10 protein-coding genes are annotated in these 21,242 nt (G+C 62.9%); 7 read left to right on the forward strand and 3 right to left on the reverse strand.

Features of this window, described 5'->3' with window-relative positions; genetic code table 11:
* Positions 1-14: 14 nt before the first annotated feature.
* Positions 15-440 (reverse strand): cupin domain-containing protein, encoded by a 426-nt coding sequence (locus tag V6767_RS07515; protein ID WP_448472891.1) that lies wholly within the window; start codon positions 438-440, stop codon positions 15-17.
* A gap of 597 nt (positions 441-1,037) precedes the next feature.
* On the opposite strand from V6767_RS07515, the gene V6767_RS07520 reads away from it, so the two are divergent.
* The 6 genes from V6767_RS07520 (at position 1,038) to V6767_RS07545 (ending at position 12,344) form a co-directional block, all read left to right on the forward strand.
* Entirely contained in the window at positions 1,038-1,616 is a 579-nt protein-coding gene (locus V6767_RS07520; protein WP_448472892.1) for a M48 family metalloprotease, read from the forward strand.
* Between the two features lie 780 nt (positions 1,617-2,396).
* Positions 2,397-6,770 carry an Ig-like domain-containing protein gene (locus tag V6767_RS07525; RefSeq protein ID WP_448472893.1) on the forward strand — a complete coding sequence of 1,458 codons (4,374 nt, stop codon included), beginning with the start codon at positions 2,397-2,399 and terminating at the stop codon, positions 6,768-6,770.
* A gap of 89 nt (positions 6,771-6,859) precedes the next feature.
* Entirely contained in the window at positions 6,860-9,046 is a 2,187-nt protein-coding gene (locus V6767_RS07530) for a type I secretion system permease/ATPase (protein ID WP_448472894.1), read from the forward strand.
* Positions 9,043-10,224, forward strand: a complete 1,182-nt coding sequence (locus V6767_RS07535) for an HlyD family type I secretion periplasmic adaptor subunit (protein WP_448472895.1) — start codon at positions 9,043-9,045, stop codon at positions 10,222-10,224. Before V6767_RS07530 ends, V6767_RS07535 begins: the two co-directional genes overlap by 4 nt.
* Before the next feature lie 61 nt (positions 10,225-10,285).
* Positions 10,286-10,690 carry an outer membrane protein assembly factor BamE domain-containing protein gene (gene bamE / locus V6767_RS07540; protein ID WP_448472896.1) on the forward strand — a complete coding sequence of 135 codons (405 nt, stop codon included), beginning with the start codon at positions 10,286-10,288 and terminating at the stop codon, positions 10,688-10,690.
* A gap of 154 nt (positions 10,691-10,844) precedes the next feature.
* The gene (locus V6767_RS07545; RefSeq protein ID WP_448472897.1) at positions 10,845-12,344 is read left to right on the forward strand and encodes a TolC family protein; all 1,500 of its coding nucleotides are present in this window, start codon (positions 10,845-10,847) and stop codon (positions 12,342-12,344) included.
* 35 nt (positions 12,345-12,379) lie between these two features.
* Here the strand turns inward: V6767_RS07545 and V6767_RS07550 are convergent, their stop codons facing one another.
* Positions 12,380-13,102, reverse strand: coding sequence for a LytR/AlgR family response regulator transcription factor (locus V6767_RS07550; RefSeq protein WP_448472898.1), 723 nt, complete (start codon positions 13,100-13,102; stop codon positions 12,380-12,382).
* A complete protein-coding gene (locus V6767_RS07555; RefSeq protein ID WP_448472899.1) occupies positions 13,090-14,193 on the reverse strand; it encodes a sensor histidine kinase in 1,104 nt (367 codons plus the stop codon). The genes V6767_RS07550 and V6767_RS07555 overlap by 13 nt, the downstream gene beginning before the upstream one ends.
* Before the next feature lie 215 nt (positions 14,194-14,408).
* Between V6767_RS07555 and V6767_RS07560 the strand changes: the two genes are divergently transcribed.
* Positions 14,409-21,191, forward strand: coding sequence for an autotransporter outer membrane beta-barrel domain-containing protein (locus tag V6767_RS07560; RefSeq protein WP_448472900.1), 6,783 nt, complete (start codon positions 14,409-14,411; stop codon positions 21,189-21,191).
* Positions 21,192-21,242: the final 51 nt, after the last annotated feature.

Below are 21,242 nucleotides of genomic sequence, written 5' to 3' on the forward strand. Positions count from 1 at the left end.
TTGAGAACCGTCAGTCAGGCGCGACGATAACCCTCAAGCTGCTCGTCGTGAACATCCGGCAGGTTTGTCACCAGATTATCCGGGGTGCGGCAGGTGAGCCAGACCAGCTCTTCGGTCGTGCTCATATTGACCTCGACATGCGGCATGAACGGCGGAACGAACACGAAATCGCCCGGATACATGTCGGTATATTCCTTGTAGTCCTCGCCGAAATAGATGCGGCCATGGCCGGACAGGACGTAACCGCCGGTCTCGGCTTCCTCGTGATGATGCGGGGGCGAGCGGTGGCCCGGCTCGTTGGTGACGCGACCGAACCAGATCTTGGTGGCGGGCGTGTGCTGCGGGCTGACGCCGGACTTGCGGACGCATTCGCCCGATTGCAGGGTCTGTTCGCCAAGCTCTGTGCTGCGGGTGACGACGGGGACGACTTTAGCGCTCATGGTTTCCTCCAAATTTAAAATGTTTTTACCGGACGGGCCCTTCGGATGGATGTGGCTCATTATGAGTCCTTACCTCAATGATCCGACGGGAAAACGATATAATCGGCGAAACCAAATTACAAGAATGTCGAGCATATATTTTAAATTTAAATTATTGATCGAATGCTGTGGCGGCCACCCGCCCTCCAACAAATCCGCCCAGGGGTACAATCTCCTGTGGGTCTGAAACTCCCGGATAGCGTCCGATCTTCGCCGACACGCCTTTTCTGCGTCTTCGGTCGGAAACGGAGCCCCTTGCGCAAGACGCGCTTACACGACCCGCCGGCCAGCTGACAAAAAAATGAAGAAATATCCGTGATATGTGTCACAATGCCCGGACAGGTTGCGGCGATAGTTTTGCGGAGAATACAGATCGGAATGATGAAAAGACCGGGTTTGGCCGACCGGCCGCCATATTCTGGAACACGCCGCCGGAATGGCAGCTGGTCCACGGCGGTTGTGCTCCTTGTTGTTTCCGGCCTTTTCGGCTGTCAGATGGACACCGGCGGGAAAGCAGCGTCCCAGGAAGGCAGCGCTCTCGCTTTGGGAAGCCGGGAGGTGAAGCCCACCGGAGGGCTTTACAAAGACCGGGCCGCGTCACGCAGGCTGGCGGAGATCAGCGACAGGCTGGCGGATGCGGCCGGCACAACGCCGGTCTTGATAAGGGTGGTGAACGCTTCCGATCCCAACGCTGTGTTGGCGCCGGACGGAAATGTCTATCTGACGCGGGAGCTTCTGTTGCTCACCGAGGACGATTCGGAGCTCGCCGCCGTCATTGCCCATGAAATGGCCCACAAGCTTTCCGGCCATGCTGCTGCCCGGTCCAGTGCCGGTACGCAAGCCGGCATTTCAAGCGCAGATATAGCGGCGTTGCTTCCCGACAGCGGCAAGGTGAAGGCATTGCTGGCGGAAAAAAGCGAACGCGTGGCATCGCTTTCGCGCCAGCAGGAATTTGAGGCCGATGCCATGGCGATCCGCCTGCTGGCCAAGGCGGGCTATGATCCGGACGCCGTCACTCGCTTCCTGAAAGCCATGCAGGCCAATGATGAGGCGACTGGCCGGCCTAGCTATACGTCCTACCATCCGGCCTCCGACATACGCATTGCACGGGCAGAAAGGGTCGCGGCCGGTCTCTAGCATATCGGGCGGTTAATATGGACCGCCCGATGATCTAGTTCTTTGTTTTTGCCGCATCGGGTTCTCGAAAACCGGATTTTACTTTCACGCCGGATGCTCTAGCGACGTATTGAGCGAAGCTACAGCCCTTGTCCGCCTTGGTATTTTTTCGCGGTTGTCTGACATCACCGCAACGGCGACTTTTTCCTGCTGCTATAGAAGCGTCCGTTGTGGCTAAATAAAACTTGCGCCACAACTACCGCGCGCCGGCCATGCATGCCGCTTGAATCCTTCCGCCGGACTGACGGCGTGTACCTCTATCTCGCCCACTCTTGATGCGCGTGATTTAGGTTACAACCTATAATTTATTTCGCGTGCAATGAATTTCTCTGTCGCCCGCAACGCGTGCGAGCAAACGGCGTCGCACTTTTTCTGTTAATTTTTCATGTGAGCGAACATTAAATTTATTCCATGTAATACCACGGGGCTCGATTTAATCAAATGACAAAACTGCTTATGGCAGAGGCCTTTAGTGGGAATAGATTGCGCGCAAGCCATTTTTGTCATTGAAAAGCATCGGCTTATTGGCGCTCAAGAATTCAGCTTCGGTTCATAAAAGTGTCACTATGCCACTTGCACAACGCGCGAAGTTGAGATAGTCACCCCCGCTAAAGTGGCAAGGCAAAAGTCGCCACACGGGTCTCCAGAACAATTTCAGCATGTGCGCCAAAAGAGCTGCGTCATTGCATCCGAAAGATGTGGTTGCGCTATCATTTTGATCGAGTTTCGAGGAAAAGCATCATGGACGCAATTATTGTCGATAAGGACGACGGCTCGCAACACCGTCAGTCTACCCAGGGCCTACGGCTCGATGAAGCCTCTGTCGTAAAGCTGCCGATCGCGCCCGAAAGCGTTGCTTCTTTCGAACAGAACGGCGACGATCTGATGATTGTGACGGCTGACGGCAAGACCATCAGCATCGGCGACTTCTTCGTCGAATTTGGTGATGAGCGCAATGAGCTGGTGCTGGTCGATGATGACGGCATCGCCTGGTGGGGCCAGTATGCCTCGGGGCCGTGGAGCGACTTCGCCTTCGCCGAGATCGGCGCGGACAGCGCCGGCGCCTTCCCCTGGGGCGCGCTTGGCGGCCTTGGCGCCGCGTCTGCCGGCGGCCTTGCCTTTGCCGGCGGCGGTGACGATGATGCGGCTCCAGTCTTTCCCGCTCTTGATGTGGAAGACGTCGTTGATGACCCCGAAGCCGGCCATGTGAGGGTCACCGGCAACAGCACTGGCGAATATGTGGTGGTCTCTTATCCGGACGGCGACGGCAACATCGTGAAGTCGGAACCGATCCCCGTCGGCGAGGATGGTAGCTGGTCCTACGACATACCGCGCGACGGCATTGCCGAGGGCGACGTCGAGATCGTCGGCACTGTAACCGACCCCGACGGGAATCCCGTTCCTGGCGAAGACGGCAATCCGGTCACGGACACCGAAAACGCCACGCTTGATCTGACTGGCCCGGATGTCGGCGTCGAGATCACCGATAACGGCCAGGACGGCACGCTGGTGCTGACCTTCTCGCCGGATACCGATCGCGCGAGCTTCGACCCGGCCGCCGACCTCGATCTGGAAAACGCCGATCTCGGCACCGACGGCACATGGTCGGAAGATGCCGATGGCAACCAGGTCTGGACCGCGACCATCACGCCCACCGGCAATGGCGAAGTGACCGCCACCGTCACCGACGGTTCCTACACCGACACGGCCGGCAATGAAGGCTCGGAAGGTTACGACGACGAGACCTTCGACGTCGACGGTCCGTCCGTCACGGTCGATATCGTCAACGAAGGCCAGACCGGCACGGTCACCTTCACCTTCTCCGAACCGGTAACCGGCTTTGAGGCTGGCGATGTTACCGTTGGCAACGGCACGCTGTCGAACCTGACGCAGACCGGTCCCAACACCTGGACCGCCACCGTCACCCCGGAAGCGACCGGCGATGTCACGGTTGCCGTCGGCGACGGCTCCTACACCGACCTTGCCGGCAACCCCGGCACGCCCGGCTCCGACAGCGAGGTCTTCGACCGCACCGCGCCGACGGTTGGCGTCGAGATCACCGATAACGGCCAGGACGGCACGCTGGTGCTGACCTTCTCGCCGGATACCGATCGCGACAGCTTCGATCCGGCCGCCGACCTCGACCTGGAAAACGCCGATCTCGGCACGGATGGCACGTGGTCGGAAGATGCCGATGGCAACCAGGTCTGGACCGCAACGATCACGCCGACCGGCAATGGCGAAGTGACCGCCACCGTCACCGACGGTTCCTACACGGATACGGCCGGCAATGAAGGTTCGGAAGGTGCAGACACCGAGACCTTCGACGTCGACGGCCCGTCCGTCGTGGTCGATATCGTCAACAACGGCCAGACCGGCACGGTCACCTTCACCTTCTCCGAACCGGTAACTGGCTTTGAGGCTGGAGATGTCAGCGTTGGCAACGGCACGCTGTCGAACCTGACGCAGACCGGCCCCAACACCTGGACCGCCACCGTCACCCCGGAAGCGACCGGCGATGTCACGGTTGCCGTCGGCGATGGCTCCTATACCGACCTTGCCGGCAACCCGGGCACGCCCGGCTCCGACAGCGAGGCCTTCGACCGCACCGCGCCGACGGTCGGCGTCGAGATCACCGATAACGGCCAGGACGGCACGCTGGTGCTGACCTTCTCGCCGGATACCGATCGCGACAGCTTCGATCCGGCCGCCGACCTCGACCTGGAGAACGCCGATCTCGGCACCGACGGCACATGGTCGGAAGATGCCGATGGCAACCAGGTCTGGACCGCGACCATCACGCCCACCGGCAATGGCGAAGTGACCGCCACCGTCACCGACGGTTCCTACACCGACACGGCCGGCAATGAAGGCTCGGAAGGTTACGACGACGAGACCTTCGACGTCGACGGCCCGTCCGTGGTGGTCGATATCGTCAGCGAAGGCCAGACCGGCACGGTCACCTTCACCTTCTCCGAACCGGTAACTGGCTTTGAGGCTGGAGATGTTACCGTTGGCAATGGAACGCTGTCGAACCTGACGCAGACCGGCCCCAACACCTGGACGGCCACGGTCACCCCGGAAGTAACCGGCGATGTCACGGTTGCCGTCGGCGACGGCTCCTATACCGACCTTGCCGGCAACCCGGGCACGCCCGGCTCCGACAGCGAGGCCTTCGACCGCACCGCGCCGACGGTTGGCGTCGAGATCACCGATAACGGCCAGGACGGCACACTCGTGCTGACCTTCTCGCCGGATACCGATCGCGCGAGCTTCGATCCCGCAGCCGACCTTGATCTGGAAAACGCCGATCTCGGCACGGATGGCACGTGGTCGGAAGATGCCGACGGCAACCAGGTCTGGACCGCAACGATCACGCCGACCGGCAATGGCGAAGTGACCGCCACGGTTACCGACGGTTCCTACACCGACACGGCCGGCAATGAAGGCTCGGAAGGTTACGACGACGAGACCTTCGACGTCGACGGCCCGTCCGTCGTGGTCGATATCGACATCGACGATGACGGCCTGGGCGGTGACGTCACCTTCACCTTCTCCGAAGACGTGGACGGCTTCGATGCCTCCGATATCAGCGTCAGCAACGGCACCCTATCGAACCTTACGCAGGTCGACGGTCATACCTGGACCGCGAGGGTGACGCCTGAAAAGGCCGGCGGCGACCTGACCGTCACGGTTGCCGATGAGAGCTATACCGACAAGGTCGGCAATCTCGGCTCTGAGGGCGCGGATACCGAGGCATTTGAGCGCAATGCGCCGCTCGCACACGAGGACGATATCAGCCTGCAGCTTGCCGGCGATGACTTCATGAGCGACGAGAACTTCAACATCGCCTTCGTTCTCGATTTCAGCGGAAGCGTGGACAACTCCGAAGCTCACCAGATGCTGGAGGCCGTCAAGGCGGCCGGTCAGGCCTTCTTCGAAGGCACGACCGGCGATGTCAAAATCCAGCTTGTGGCTTTTTCTTCGGGCGCCACTTCTACAGCATCCTTCAGCAGCTACGCCGAATTCGCGGCGCAGGTCGATGCCTGGGATGCCCATCGTCCCTATAACAGCCAGACCAACTATACGGCGGCGATCAACGAGACGATGGAGTCCTATCAGCCTGTCGACGGTTACAATAATCGCGTCTTCTTCATGAGCGATGGAGAGCCGACCCGGGACTATGAAGGCACATCAACCAGCGACATCGACCATTCGTTGAAGAGCGCCACCCAGACTGCATGGAATGATTTCGTTGCAGACAACAAAATCGACGTGCAGACGGTCGGCATCGGCCAGGGCGTCACGGTGCCCCGTCTTCAGGATGTCGATGAAGCCGACGGCGACAACCATGTCGTCCAGGTGGCCAACTTCGACGACCTCGTGGACGAACTGCTCGACGTCCTCAAGGAAGTGGATGTCTCCGGCAATGTGCTGAATGGCGCCGATGGCGTCGCCGGTACCGCGGATGACGATCTTCTTGGTATCGATGGCGGCCGCATCCTCTCGATCGATGTCGATGGCGAGACCTACACCTATGATCAGGGCCGTATTGTCGACCACAACGGCAATCAGATCGAGGACGGGTCGATCCTCAACGTGGAAACCGATCAGGGCGGCAGGCTCGTCTTCGATTTCGAAACCGGCGACTGGACCTACACGGCTGATCCCGACACGGGCATGGGCGAGGAAGATTTCCGCTACGTGCTTACCGATGACAGCGGTGACACCAGCGAAGCCTCGCTGAAGATCGATGTTCAGGAGGCCGGCGCCACTGCGTCTGCCGCACGCATGGCAATCGAGACCGACAGTGCGGAAGACAGCGGCGATGCTGCGGGCCAAGGCGTGTTCCACGCCGAGACGCTGGGTCTCGCGTCCATCGATGAAGCCCCGGCCAATGACGATGACGCCAGCGGCGATCATCCGGCCGCCGATGACGACATCAACGTGGCCGAGCTTGTCTACGAGGACAATGTCGAAAGCCTCGAGGCCTATTTGCCCGAGGAAAAGCACGGGGATGGCGCGGCGGCAAATGACCCGCAGGACTTCAGCGATCCGGGCACGGCCAGCATCGATCTCAACGAGCTTGAGGATCACGCCATGATGGTGGGCTGAGCCCCCATCAGTGCCAACGAAGCACGATTGACAGCCGGGGCTCGGCCCCGGCTGCAAGCTCCTCTTCTACTCAAAAGACTGGCGCTGCCATGAATATCCATATCAACAGAAATCGCGAGAGCGGCGAAGAGATCGAGCTTGCGGCCGGGACTGTTTCGGCCCGTTGGATCGAGGCCCTGCTGACGGTTGCCGGCCATTACCGGATCGACTGTTCGCCCGAGCAGTTGCGGCTCGCCGATGCCTGGGATAACAGCGGCGACCGCAAGAGAAGTTTCGGCAAGCTTGCCCGCCAGGCCGGACTTTCGATCCGGTTCATCAGCACCGATCTTCGCAAGATCAACGATATGCGGCTGCCGGTCGTGCTGGTCCTGAAGGATGGCGAGGTTGCCGTCGCCACCCGGCGCAATGGCGACCGGTTGACGCTTGGTTTTTCCGGCGATGGCGGGCTGACATCGGATATCAAGATTGACGGGATCCGGGACAGGGTCGAACTGGTGGCGGTGATCCGCCCGGCCGGCGGCATGCCGGATGGCCGGATCGACGCCTATATCGAGCCGTTCAAGAAACACTGGATGCGATCGATCGTCCTTGCCGATCTCAGGCCCTATGTGTTCATTATGCTGGCCTCGCTTGCGGCCAATATCCTCGCGCTCGCCAGCGTCATCTTTTCCATGCAGGTCTATGACCGCGTGGTGCCGGCACAGTCCTATCCGACGCTGTTCGTGCTTGGCGGCGGCGCGCTGCTCGCGGTGATATTCGCCTTCGTCATGCGCCAGATGCGCATGAAGATCACCGATGTTCTCGGAAAGCGCGCCGATCTGCGCATCTCCGACAAGGTCTTCGGCCATGCGCTCAGGGTGAAAAACAGCGCCCGCCCACAGGCGACCGGCACCTTCATCGCGCAGCTTCGCGAACTGGAGCATGTGCGCGAGATGATGACCTCGTCGGCCGTCTCGGCGATTGCGGATATCCCGTTCTTTCTGCTGTTCTGCCTGATCTTCTGGTGGGTCGCGGGCAATCTGGTCTGGGTTCCGGCGATCGCGGTGCTGCTGCTGATCCTGCCCGGCGTTCTGGCGCAGGGCCGGCTGCGCAAGCTGGCCAAAGCCAATATGCGCGAATCCGCGCTGCGCAACGCCATGCTGGTCGAGGCCGTCCAGGGACTGGACGACATCAAGCTGTTGCAGGCCGAAGACCGGTTCCAGAACCACTGGAACCACTACAACGCTGTCAACGCTGATTCCGGCATGAAGCTGCGCGATCTCGTCGGCACGCTCGGCAACTGGACGCAGACCGTGCAGGGCATGGTCTATATCGCCGTGGTCGCGGCCGGCGCGCCGGCGGTGATGTTCGGCGACATGACGACCGGTGCGCTGGTTGCCGCAGCCATGCTGTCGACCCGCATGCTGGCGCCGCTGGCCGGCGTGGCGCAGATTCTCAACCGCTGGCAGCAGGCAAAGATCGCCCGCGAAAGCCTCGACAAGATCATGACGCTGCCGGTCGATCATCCCGAAAACGCCAAGCGCATCCACAAGCCGGTGATCAAGGGTGAATTTCAGTTCACGAATGCGGTCTTTGCCTATGAAAAGGAGCCGGTGCTCACCGTCGAGGGTCTGAAGATCGCGGCGGGCTCGAAGGTCGGCATCATCGGCCGCAACGGCGCCGGCAAGTCGACCCTGCTGCAGGGGCTTTCGGGCCTGATGGAAGCGCGCTCGGGCACGGTGCTGGTCGACGGCGTCAACATCGCCCACGTCGATCCGGCCGATCTGCGCCGCCATATCGGCCTTGCCGGCCAGAACGCGCGGCTGTTTTACGGCACGATCCGCGAAAATCTTTGCCTCGGCGCGCCCAATGCCCGCGACGAGGAGCTGATCGCCGCCCTTGAGCGCACCGGCGCATGGGAGTTCATTCGCGCCATGCCCGAAGGGCTCGATCGGCAGATCCAGGAAGGCGGCATCGGCCTTTCCGGCGGACAACGTCAGGCCATTATTCTGTCGCGCCTCCTGCTGCGCGAACCTTCCGTGATCCTGCTCGACGAGCCGACAGCCTCGCTTGATGAAACCGCGGAGCAGAAGGTGCTTTCGGCGCTTGCCGACCTTGCCGGCGAAACCACGCTGGTCGTCGCCACCCACAAGCCGTCGATCCTGGCGCTGGTGGACCGGCTTCTGGTCGTCTCCAACGGCAAGATCATCATGGACGGTCCGCGCGATACAATTCTGACGCGCCTGCGCAAGGGCGAGGCTCTGACCGCCAGAAAGCGCGAGGTGAAGGTCCAATGAGTGCCGCTTCCTATGACAGCCTGATCGAGGGTGACGATATTTCGGCCAGCGGCGCCAATCGGGTCGTGCTGGCACTGTTCCTGATCCTCGCCGCCTTCTTCGTCTGGGCCTACTTCTTCTCCGTGGAGGAAGTGTCGTCGGGGCCCGGCACGGTGGTGCCGCTCTCGCATGAACAGGTGATCCAGTCCTTCGACGGCGGCATTCTGGCCGAGCTTGATGTCAGCGCTGGCGAGGTGGTCGACAAGGGTCAGGTGCTGGCGCGGCTCGACCCGACCCGCGCGCAGGCCGAATATGACGAGACGGCGGCCCGCTACCGCGCTTCGCTGGCCCAGGCCGCGCGCCTGCAGGCGGAAGTCACCGGAGCGGAAAGCGTGACCTTTCCGGCGGCGCTCGACGATTATCCCGAACTCAGAGCCTCCGAACAGGCCCTGTTTACGGCCCGGACGGAAAGCTACCACGAATCCATCGCCGATATGGAAGCCGATATGGCGCTGCTCGAGGAGCAGCTCCGCCTGACCACGCCGCTGCTCGCGACCGGGGCGGCGAGCAAGGTCGAACTGATCAAGCTCAAGCGCGACCGCGGCGACATCAAGCTCAGAATGGATGACATGCGCTCCAAATATGTCATCGAAACCGGCGAAAAGCTGGCCGAAGCGCAGGCGGAGGTGCAGTCGCTGTTGTCCACGCTGAACGGGCTCGAGGACACGATTGCCCACACCACGATCCGCTCCCCGGTTCATGGCGTGATCAAGGATGTGGCGGTGACGACGATCGGCGGCGTGATTTCGCCGAACGGCGCGGTGATGACGATCGTGCCGCTCAACGACCAGCTTTTGATCGAGGCGCGCGTCTCGCCGCGCGACATCGCCTTCATCCATCCCGGCCAGGACGCGCTGGTGAAGATCACCGCCTATGACTACTCGGTCTATGGCGGCCTTGAGGGCACGGTCGAGAATATCTCTCCGGACACGATCCGCGACGAGATCAATCCGGAAAACCTCTATTACCGGGTCTATATCCGCACCGCCTCCGACGCGCTGGTGAACGCGGCCGGCAAGCGGTTTCCCATAACCCCCGGCATGATCGCGACCGTCGATATCAAGACGGGGGAAAAAACCGTGTGGGATTATCTCATCAAGCCGCTCAATCGGGGCCGGGAGGCTTTGAGGGAGCGCTGATCATCATGAAAGGCCCGTCAGGGCGAACCAACCGATGTCAATGAAACTGAAGGAGAGAGAAATGCTGAAGACCATATCCATCGCCGTCCTTGCCGGCCTTCTCACCGCCGGTGCCGCCAGCGCTGGCATGCTGAACGTCCATAACCCGAACATGCGGTTTGATAGCGTCTCGCCGGCGCTGACCGAACTCGACGCCTATTTTGTCCGTCCCGGCAAGCCCGTCAGCGTCAGCCAGGTTCGCGAGATCCAGCTCGGCGCTTCGCAGAGCGACGTAGCCAAGTTGCTGGGCCAGCCGGAGCGCATGGCCAAGAACGGCAAGGCCTGGGACTACAATCTGAAATTCGTCACCGCCGAGGACGGCGAGATCGTCTGCCAGTACAAGGTTCTGTTCGGCAATGGCAACGCGGTTGAAGAAACCGTATGGCGTCGTCCGCAGTGCCGAGACCTCGTGATCGGCCGCAACTAAGTTGTGGATAACGAATCAATGGGTTATGTTGATCTAGATATTGATTCGTTCTTCTCCCGCAGCAATCTGTGCGTGCGTTGTCCGCTCGGGAACAAAGCAGTCCTGGGAGGCCCATTTCGGGCGTTTTCTCAAGACCGCATAATATGGAAGCGCAGTGGCACAGCAAATTATGCTCTGTGTGGCTTCGGCCGCACGGCGTCTGAATCTCGCCCTTTTTTTGAGCCTGGCGGCCGGCGTCGCCAGTTGCTCGACAAGTGGCGCCGGACGACCCTCCGTATCGTTTGAAGACAGGACCGGCTCGATCCAGCAGGAACGGCCGGCGATCGACAAGCCTGCCGATCTGACGGCGGCCGGCCAGAGCATTGACGGTCTGGTGCAGGTGGCGCTTTACCAAAGCCCGGCGATGATCGAGAGCGCGGCCACCATTCGCGAGGCAACCGGCAATATCGATGTCGCCAAGGGCGGCTACCTGCCGACGGTCAGCGGCGGCGTGACCGGCGGCGTCGGCGATGCCGACGACCCGTCCTTCGTGCTTTCGGCCAACCAGTTGCTGTTCGATTTCGGCAGGACGGACCGCGAGGTGGCGCGCGCCGACCTTTCCGCACAGGAAGCCGTGCTGGAGTTTCAGGCCAATGCCGACAAGGTGCTGATCGATGTGCTGACCGCTTACGCCGAGTTCAGCCGCTACCGCAACAATGTCAAGATAGACCAGGAACGGGTCAAGCGCCTCGGCGAACTGAGCAATCTGATCGGCCAGCGCGCATCGGCCGGCGCCACCACCCAGCCGGATGTGCTGGCGGCGCAAAACAGCCTGGAAAAGGCGCGACACGATCTGCTCGAAATGCAATCCGAACGCGACCGGGCCGCCAATCAGCTCCGCGAATATTCGGGTCCCTTCGCCATCGACCTGAATGTGGACCTGGAAAAGGTCCCGGGGGCCTGCACGCCGACGCCGACGGTACCCGACACGCTCCCGGAAGTGGCGCTGGCGCATCTGGAAATCGCCCAGGCCCAGCTCGAATATGAAGACGCCCGGAAGGCGCGCCTGCCCGGCGTCTCGGCCGAGGCCTATGGCCGCCAGCCGCTTTATGATGATGGCTTCAGGGTGGGCATTAATTTCAATGTGCTGCCGACGCTCTGGCAAGGCGGCGCGATCGAAGCCGCGAAGAGGGCGGCCGAGGACGCGCTTGCCGCCGCAAAGGCGCGCCTCGACAAGGTGCGCCAGACCGCCTCGCTCGATGCGCTTGACGCCGGGACGGCCATGACCAATGCCCGTCAGTTGATCGCGTCCGCGAACACCCAGACGAAACTGCTCGATCAGACCCGGGCGCTATACCGCAGCCAGTATTTCGATCTCGGCACCCGCAACCTTAACGACCTGCTGGACGCGGAGGAAGATTACTACAACGCCCTGATCGAGCGCAGCGACAGCGAACGCGATCTCGATGTCGCACTGTTGCAATGCCACCTCACCGGCGGCACGCTCCGCTCCGCCCTCGGCCTCTCCAACGTGACGCTATACGGCTATCCGATCGACAGTTTCGGCGTCGATGTCGGTGAGGAGACGGCAGAGGTGGAAAACCAGCTTGCGTCGGATGTGGCGGCTGCCGGATCGTTCGCGCCGGCTTCCGCGTTGCCCTCCCCGACCCGGTAAATGTAGTAATCAGCACCTTGTCGGCAGTTGCCTGATCAGGCCTCGAGAAGCTGGCGAAGGCGTTTGGTTGCGGAGCGGCCGAGCGGGATTTCGCGGCCGGCCGCGCTGAAGCGCAGAACGCTGCGCCCGCCGGTCTGCCATTCGACCGCGTGGATCTGCTCGAGATTGACGATCACCGAGCGGCTCAGCCGGCAAAAGGGCGGCGATGGCAGGTCTGCCTCGAATTTGCCGAGAAGCCCGCCCGCGAGATAGGTCTGGTCGGTATCGACATGTACGCGGGTGAAATCCGCCTCGGCCTGCAACAGCGTTATCGTGTTGACCGAGACCATGACCGAAGACATCATCGATTTCAGCAGAATGCGCGTCGGCGGCCGGGTTGTGATGCCGGCTAAAGGCTGCTGCTGGACAAGACGTTCCCTGAGCCGGTTGATCGCGGTCTCGAGCCGGTCCGGGTCGACCGGCTTTACCAGAAAATCGAGGGCGGCCACGTCGAAGGCGTCGGTCGCATAGAGGCTGTAGGCCGTCACCACGATGATATTGGTATCGGGCGACAGGTCGGCGACAATGTCGAAGCCCTTTCCGCTCGAAAGCTCGATATCGAGAAACACCGCGTCGGGGTCGAGCGTTGCGATCAAGGCGCGCGCCTGGTCGATCGTGCCGGCCTCGCCGACGACCTCGATATCTTCGAAGGCCGAGAGCATGCGCCTCAGGCCGCGGCGTGCCGGCGGCTCGTCATCAATCAGAATTACACGCGGCATGCGGACCCCCTCAGCATGAGCCTGGCGACGACGCGGTCGCCGGCCTGTTTCAGCGTCAGCTCATAGCCTTCCGGGTAGTGAAGATTGAGACGCTGTCGGGTATTGGCCAGGCCGATCGCCGGGCGGCCCGGCTGCTCGGGCTGCAGCGCACCGGAATTGACGACCTCGATGACGATGCTCGTGTCATCAAGGCGTTCCACCCTGACCGAGATCTCGATGGCGTCGTCCTGATGGCGCAGGCCGTGCTTCACGGCATTCTCCACCAGCGCCTGAAGGATCATGTGCGGCACCAGCACGTTGAGCGCGGCGGGGTCGACGGTGACGGTCGTCCTCAGCCTTTCCTCGAAACGCAGTTCCTGGATGCGCAGATAGGCGCGCATCGCCTCCAATTCGTCTTCCAGCGGGCAGCGCGAATGGGCCGCGTGGTCGAGACAGTAGCGCAGATAGGCGGCAATGCGGCGGACCATCTCCAGCGCCTCGTCGGGCCGGTCGTGAATTTCCGAGGCCACGGAATTCAGAGCGTTAAAAAGAAAATGCGGGGCGAGCTGCAAATGCAGCCGCTCCATTTCGAGCCGGATCGCCTCCGCCTGCGCCTCGGCCGCGCGCAGACGCTCGGAGCGGGCCTCAAGCAGCGCCGCGCGCCAGAAATACATCAGCGACCAGCCGATAAACAGGATCGTATAAAACACGGTCATCATTGCCGCATTGAGCGGCAGGCTGACGTCATCGAGCGCCAGCCGGCGCACGACATCGGCGATTTCGCTCAGCAAAAACCCGCTGGCAAGAGAAAAGCACAACAGAAGGAGGATGACCGGAAGGGACGTGATCCGCCGCTGGCGCGACAGGAAGAGCGCATGCAGCGCGCCCGTCATGAGAAAGGCGATCGGATCCACTGTCAGCGTCATAACCGTGGCGACGAAAAAATCGCCATAGGTGATTACCCGCGCGGTCCAGGCGAACAGGATCAGAAAGCTCCAGAAGGCGATCTGCGCGCCCCAGAATGTCGTGAGCATCGGCACGCGACTGCTCTGCGCCGCGTTGTCGGGCGTCACGCCGTCTGCGGCGCTGAGTTCCACCGTATCGCTGACCATGGGCGGGAACCGTTCCTTTTTGTCGATGTCTTCAATTTACGCCGTTCCCATGCGGGAACGAATGCCGGTTCATCGAAAAATTCATGGCTTTCATCGAAATGCGGATGAATTCGCGCATTCCTTTGGCATGATGCAAGTAAATCCGACCCGACGGGATTTCGCATGAAATGCCGAAAGCGGCCGCGATCAATCACCAGTGGCTTCGGGAGGCTTTCATGATTTTCAATGTTGCACGCGGCGCCGCCTCGGCAAAGACGAGGGTGGCGGCAGCGGCCCCCGGCGTCCGGGCGGTACTGTTCTGCTCGGTGTGCGCAGCTTCCCTCATGGCCGCTTCCCCGAGTATGGCGGATGATTGCGACTATAACGGCGACCCCGTCACCTGTTCGATCGACTCCGGCAGCGCCTCCGTCAATCTCGACGCGACGGCGCTTTCGGTGGATGCCGGAGATGACGGGGCGGCGATCAAGGTCACGCAGAGCGGCTCGACGCAGACGCTGAACATCAGTTCCGCTACGCATGATTCGGGTTGGCTGATCGGCTCAGAGGGAGCCGGCGGGGACGATAATGGAGGCGCGGCGGGTGCTGGCGGCTGGCTGACGTTAAACAATACTGGCGGCTCCTTCACCGGTTCGGTCGATGCGTCAGGCGGATACGTCTTCTCGTCCCTCATCCGGATGGAAAGCCTCGGCGGCAGCGGTGACGAGACCAACAACAATTACAAATCAAGCGGCGGCGCCGGCGGGGTCGGCGGGGCGCTGACATTCACCAGCAATGGCGGCACCACCTATACGCTCAACGGTTCCAGCAGCGGCGGTGCGGCGCTCCTTTACGCGTTAACCGTCGGCGGGGCGGGCGGCAACCAGAACAGCGGCGTGACCGGCGACCAGTATGGCGGCGTCGGCGGCGCCGGCGGGGCGATCACGATCAGCGGCGACGGTGCCGGCTCGGCCAATATCGGCTCTTCGTCTTCGCGGTTTTCCGGCATTGCCGAGGGCGGAGGTTTCATTGCCGAATCAGTCGCCGGCGGCGGTGGTTACAGCAACGGCAATGCGGGCAGCGGCGGCGCGATCTCGCTTTCGGGAATGCCGGCCGTCTCGATCTACTGGAACGCGACTTCCGAGGGCGGCAACGGCCTTTTCGGCCTTGCCGGACTGAGCGTGGGCGGCGGCGGCTATAATAACACCAAGAATGACGCCTCCGATCCGGGCGGGGCGGGCGGCGCCGGCGGCAATGTGACGGTCCAGAGCGACACCAGCATCACCGTCGATGTCGCCGGGTCGTCGCCCTATATCAGCGCCGCGATGGCCGCGCGCAGCATTGGCGGCATGGGCGGCACCGGGCCGACCAAGGACAAGCCTGGCGGCAATGGCGGCACTGGCGGCGCCATCACGCTCGGCAATACAGGCGGAGCGATGTCGATCAGGACTGCCGGTGACTATGTTTACGGGGTTATCGGCCAAAGCCTCGGCGGACAGGGCGGCGATGGCGGCGACGGAACGGCGCTGGCAGGACAGGGCGGCGGCGGCGGATTCGGCGGCAATGCCGGCAGCGTCGATGTCAGCTTCACCAATGCCGGAACGCTGCAGACGACCGGCGATTACGCCGCGGGCATTATCGCGCATTCGATCGGCGGCGGCGGCGGCACTGGCGGCGAGTTCGTCAGCGTGCTTGGCGGACAGGCCGGCAATGGCGGTAACGGCGGAGATGCCGGCAATGTATCGGTCAACAGCGATATCGCGATTTCGACGGCCGGCGACAATGCCTTCGGCGTGGTGGCGCAATCGATCGCCGGCAGCGGCGGCACGGGCGGCATCGACGTTTCCACGCTCGTTGCCCTTGGCGGCGATGGCGCGGGCGGCGGCACGCCTGGCACGGTCACGGTTAATTATGCCGCCGATATCACGACGGTCGGTTACAATTCCCTCGGCATCATCGCCCAATCCATCGGCGGCGGTGGCGGCGCAGCTGGCTCGTCGTCCGGGCTTGTCAGCGTCGGCGGTGATGCCGCGGGTTCGACGACCGCGAATGGCGGAACGGTCGGCGTCTCCAACACGGCGACGATCACCACCGGCGGCGATTCCTCCATCGGCATTCTGGCCCAGTCGGTCGGCGGCGGTGGTGGTTCGGGTGGCGACGCGCTGGGTATGGCCGGCGTCGGCGGCCAGGGCAGTGCAGGCGGTTGGGGCGGCCTGATCGCCATCTCCAATCTCGGCCGCATCAGCACGGCCGGCGAATTTTCACCGGGTGCGGTGGTCCAATCGATCGGCGGCGGCGGCGGCAATGGCGGCGCGGTGATGACCTTGTCTTCGATCGCCTCGATCGGGTTGGGCGGCACGGCTGCCGAGGGCGGCTTTGGCGGCCTCATCTGCATCGACAATACGGCTGTTTGCGAGATCGAGAATTTAAATGGCGCTATGGTGGCCATTGACTCGGCGCTCGCCGCTGCGACGAGTTCGGGGAATGCTGTGATCAGCACCGCAGCCGACTTCTCACCGGGCCTGATCGCCCAGTCGATCGGCGGCGGCGGCGGCAATGGCGGCAGCGTCAAGAATTACAGCGTGCTCTCGTTCATCGCGCTTCAGACCGGCGGCAATGCCGGCGGCGGCGGCGCGGGCGGCATAGTGAAGATCAAGCAGGATAATCTGCAGATCACGACTGCGGGCGCGCAGGCGCCCGCCATCATCGCCCAGTCGCTCGGCGGGGGCGGCGGCACCGGCGGCAGCGCCAACTATTTCGATGCGACTGTCGGCTTCAATGCGGCCTTCATTCTCGGCGGCAGCGGCGGAACCGGCGGAGCGGGACACAGCGTCAATGTTGCGCTTGCGGGATCTACCATCGCCACCGGCGCCGTGGTGCGCAGCGACAGCATCAATCTGCCGGGTGACTCCGCCGGCATCATCGCCCAGTCGATTGGCGGTGGCGGCGGCAGCGGCGGCGCCACCTCGGCCAAGGACTTTCTCGTTGCCGCGCCGACGGGAACCGGCGTCCCGGTGGCATTCAACTATCAGGCCGCGGTCGGTGGCAACGGCGGTAACGGCGGCGATGGCGGCACGGTCAACGTTTCGCTCGATTCAGCCTCGCGTCTGACCACGCTCGGCGATGCCTCAAATGGCATCATCGCCCAGTCGATCGGCGGCGGCGGCGGAAATGGTGGCGATTCCTCGGTGCTTTCAACGACGCTTGGCGACAAGGATACCGTCGAATTGACGGCAAGCGTCTCCTTCGGCGGCGGTGCGGGGAATATCCTGGGCGATACAGCCAATGGCGGCACCAACAACAACTACAATTTCTCGACTTCGGGCGGCGGCAACGGCAACACCGTCACCGTAACGCTGGGTGAATGGAGCGGCGCCACCAATGCCTATGTGACCGACCCCATCAGGGGCAAGACACCGGTCGCAACGCTTCTGACCTATAGCGACAGTTCTTACGGCGTTCTGGCGCAATCGATTGGCGGCGGTGGCGGCAATGGCGGCATCGGCAACAGTAATGCCTATTCGCAGGGCGGAACCGTGTCGATAAAGGCCGATATCGGGTTGGGCGGCAAGGGCGGCACAGGCGGCCACGGCGGTAACGTGACGGTCAATCACTACGGCAACTACAATATTCAGACCCAGGGCTCGGGCTCGCGCGGTATCGTGGCGCAGTCGATCGGCGGCGGCGGCGGCACCTCGCAGGGCGGCACAATGTATCTTGCCGGCAGCGCCGGCGGCTACGATGCACGGCTTAACGTCGGGCTGGGGCTGACCGGCGGTTCGGGCGGCAAGGGCCAGTCGGTCACGGGCTCGGTCTATGGCGGCATCCAGACCTTCGGCGGCGATGCCGATGCGATCGTGATGCAGTCGATCGGCGGCGGCGGCGGCATTGGCGGTTCGCTCGGCAGCGACGCCTCGTCGCACAAGATTCTCGACCTGATCGGTAATATTGAAGACCAGTTCGGGCGGCTGACGGATGCGGGCAATACCTACGAACTTACCGTCGATGTCGGCGGCAAGGGCGGCAGCGGCGGAACGGGCGGTACCATCGACCTCGATTTTGGCGGCCAGGTGACAACCATGGGCGATTGGGCCGACGGTGTCGTTTTGCAGTCGATCGGCGGCGGCGGCGGACAGGGCGGTTCGTCCGTGGCCTCGGGCAGCCAGATCACCGCCAATGTCGAGGTCGCGGTCGGCGGAAAGGGCGGCAGCGGCAGCACGGGCGGACCGGTCTCGTTCACCTTCGAGCCCTATGGCTCCGACTACATCCATACCTACGGCTATGGCGCCTATGGCATCCTCGCCCAGTCGATCGGCGGCGGCGGCGGTCAGGGGGCTGACGGTTCGGACCAGCAGACCGGCACCCTTGCAATCGGCGGCGATGCCGGCGGCGCGGGTGGCGTCGGCGGTAGCGGGGGGGCGGTTTCGACAGCTAATTCGAGCACGCCCCACATCATCACCCATGGCTCCGACGCGATCGGCATTGCTGCCCAATCCATCGGTGGCGGCGGCGGTCAGGGAGGCGTCGGCAACAGCACGGAGGCCACCCGCATCCGCAGCGCCGAACTGAGCCTGTCGATTGGCGGCAAGGGCGGCATTGCTGGCGATGGCAGCACGGTCGATTTCAATTTTGGCTCGGGAACCGACATCGTCACCTATGGCGACCGTTCGTTCGGTCTTTTGATGCAGTCGATCGGCGGCGGCGGCGGTATCGGCGCAACCGGGGCCGTCGCCGGCGGGCTCGACCTCGCCATCGGCGGTCAGGGCGGGGCCGGCGGCAACGGCAATAGCGTGACGCTCAACCTCACCTCGACCTCAAACCAGGGCATCCAGACCAGCGGCGCCGGCGCACATGCGCTTGTCGCCCAGTCGATCGGCGGCGGCGGCGGTATCGGCGGCGATGCGACCGGCGGCATTCTCACCGTGTTGCCGGTCAATCCGCAGGCCTCGGGCGGCGCAACCGGAAACGGCGGGGCGATCGACCTGACGCTCAACGGTTCGCTGGTGGCGGCCGGTGCGGAGGCCTTCGGTATTATGGCGCAGTCGCTCGGCGGCGGCGGCGGTTTTGGCGGCCAGGGCGGGGGCACCGGTTTTGCCGGCCTGTCCTCGACGGCCACCTCCGGCACGGGCGGCGCGATCACCATCAACTCCTCCGGCACGGTTTCGGCGACGGGGGCGCATGGCATAGGCATCTTCGCCCAAAGCGAAGGCGTTACCGGAAACGGCAAGGTCGCCATTGGGCTCAGCGGCAGTGGCACGGTTTCCGGCGGCCAGAGCGATGACGCCGCGGCGGTCTGGGTCGTGGGCGGTACTGCCAACACGCTGACGCTCACCGACAGCGCCGGCATCCAGTCCGGCGCCTCGGCGACCGGCAACGACTATAACTCCAATTTTGCGGTTTATTATACGCCGAATGGCGCCAGCAGCGCTTCGCTGACGGTCGACAATCAGGGGTCGGGCAGCATCAGCGGCAGCATCGACAACGCTTCTGAGGCGAGTGACGCCGATGCCATGGCAATCTCGGTTACAAACGGCGTCCGCGGTACGCTGACGGACGGCTATCTCTATGACGCCGATATCGTCAACAACGGCGCCTTCCAGATCGGCCGCTTCCGCCGGCCCGGCACGACGGTGGTTGCCGGCGATTTCGAGCAGGGCGCGACCGGCTGGCTGATCCCGGATATCGACCTCAACAATTTCAATGCCGACCTGTTGTCGCTGGAACGCGATGCGAAACTGGATGGAACCATGGGGTTGAACGCGATCAGCCTTCTGCCCAACCGCTCCGCCCGCTTCCTGACGGTGGCCGGCAGCATGACGGGCGGCCTGACGCCGCGCGATTCGACGCTGTTCGACTACCGGATCGATACGATCGGCCAGGATCTGTTCTTCCGCGTCGCCGGCGCCGATTTCACGCCGGCTGCGGTGACCAATCTCAACAGCGACCAGCACCAGCTTGCTGATACGCTGCAGACGATCTGGAACGCCGGCGGCAACAACGCCTTCGGCAGCTTGTTCGGGGCCTTCGCCACTCAGACGGACGGCGCGCCTGAAAATTATCCGGGAACGCTCGATGAACTTCGTCCGCGCGCCGCCTTCGCGACGGCGGTGGAGCAGAACTACGAAATGCTCGAGTTCGGCGCGAGCCTGATGAGCTGCCCGGAATTCGAGGGGGCCAGCGTGAAGGTCGTCGAGGGAAGCTGCGCCTGGGCATCGGTTTCCGGCAGCAATGACCGGCGCGGCGCGGTCGCAAACGCCGCGAGCTATGACCTCGACACTTTCACCTTCCAGTTCGGCGGGCAGAAGGAGTTCACGCCTGGCTGGTTCCTCGGCGGCTCGCTTGCCTATCAGCAGGTCTGGCTGTCGCAGGACAGCGGCTCCGTCAGCGGCGATGGCGATGCCGTCTATGCGGGCGTCAGTCTGAAGCATGAGGTCGATGACTGGACCTTTGCCGGCGCGCTTGCCGGCAGCTATGGCAGCTATGATATCGACCGCTCGATCAACATTCCCTATATCGCCGAGGTGGTTTCGAGTTCTCCCGACGTCGCGGCCGGGTCTTTCACCGGTCGCATCGCGAAGATGATCGATCTCGAGGGCGTCTATCTGAAGCCCTATGTCGATCTCGACGCGGTCTACACCTGGCAGGACGGCTACACTGAAACCGGCACTTATGGTCTTCAGGTCGACGGCCATGGTCAGTGGAGTTTTGCCGCATCGCCGAATATCGAGATCGGCAGCCGCTACAATTTCGATAGCGGCGAGACGCTGAGGCTCTATGGCCGGCTCGGGATGACCGTGATGTCGAGCAACGACTGGAAGACCAATGCGCGGTTTACCGCTTCTCCGGTCTCCGGCAGCGACTTCAACACATCGCTTGATTTCGGCAATACCTTCGCTACCGTCGCCGCCGGCTTCCAGCTCACGACGCTGAAGAATGTCGACCTCAGGCTTGAATATGAGGGCCATTTTTCCGACGAGATCACCTCCAGCGCCGGCAAGGTCCGTCTCAGCGTACCGTTCTGATAGCGTTGCAATGACAACATGCGTCGGCCCGGCGCATGTCGCTGAAGACCG

It is taken from the genome of Martelella sp. FLE1502, assembly GCF_053484255.1.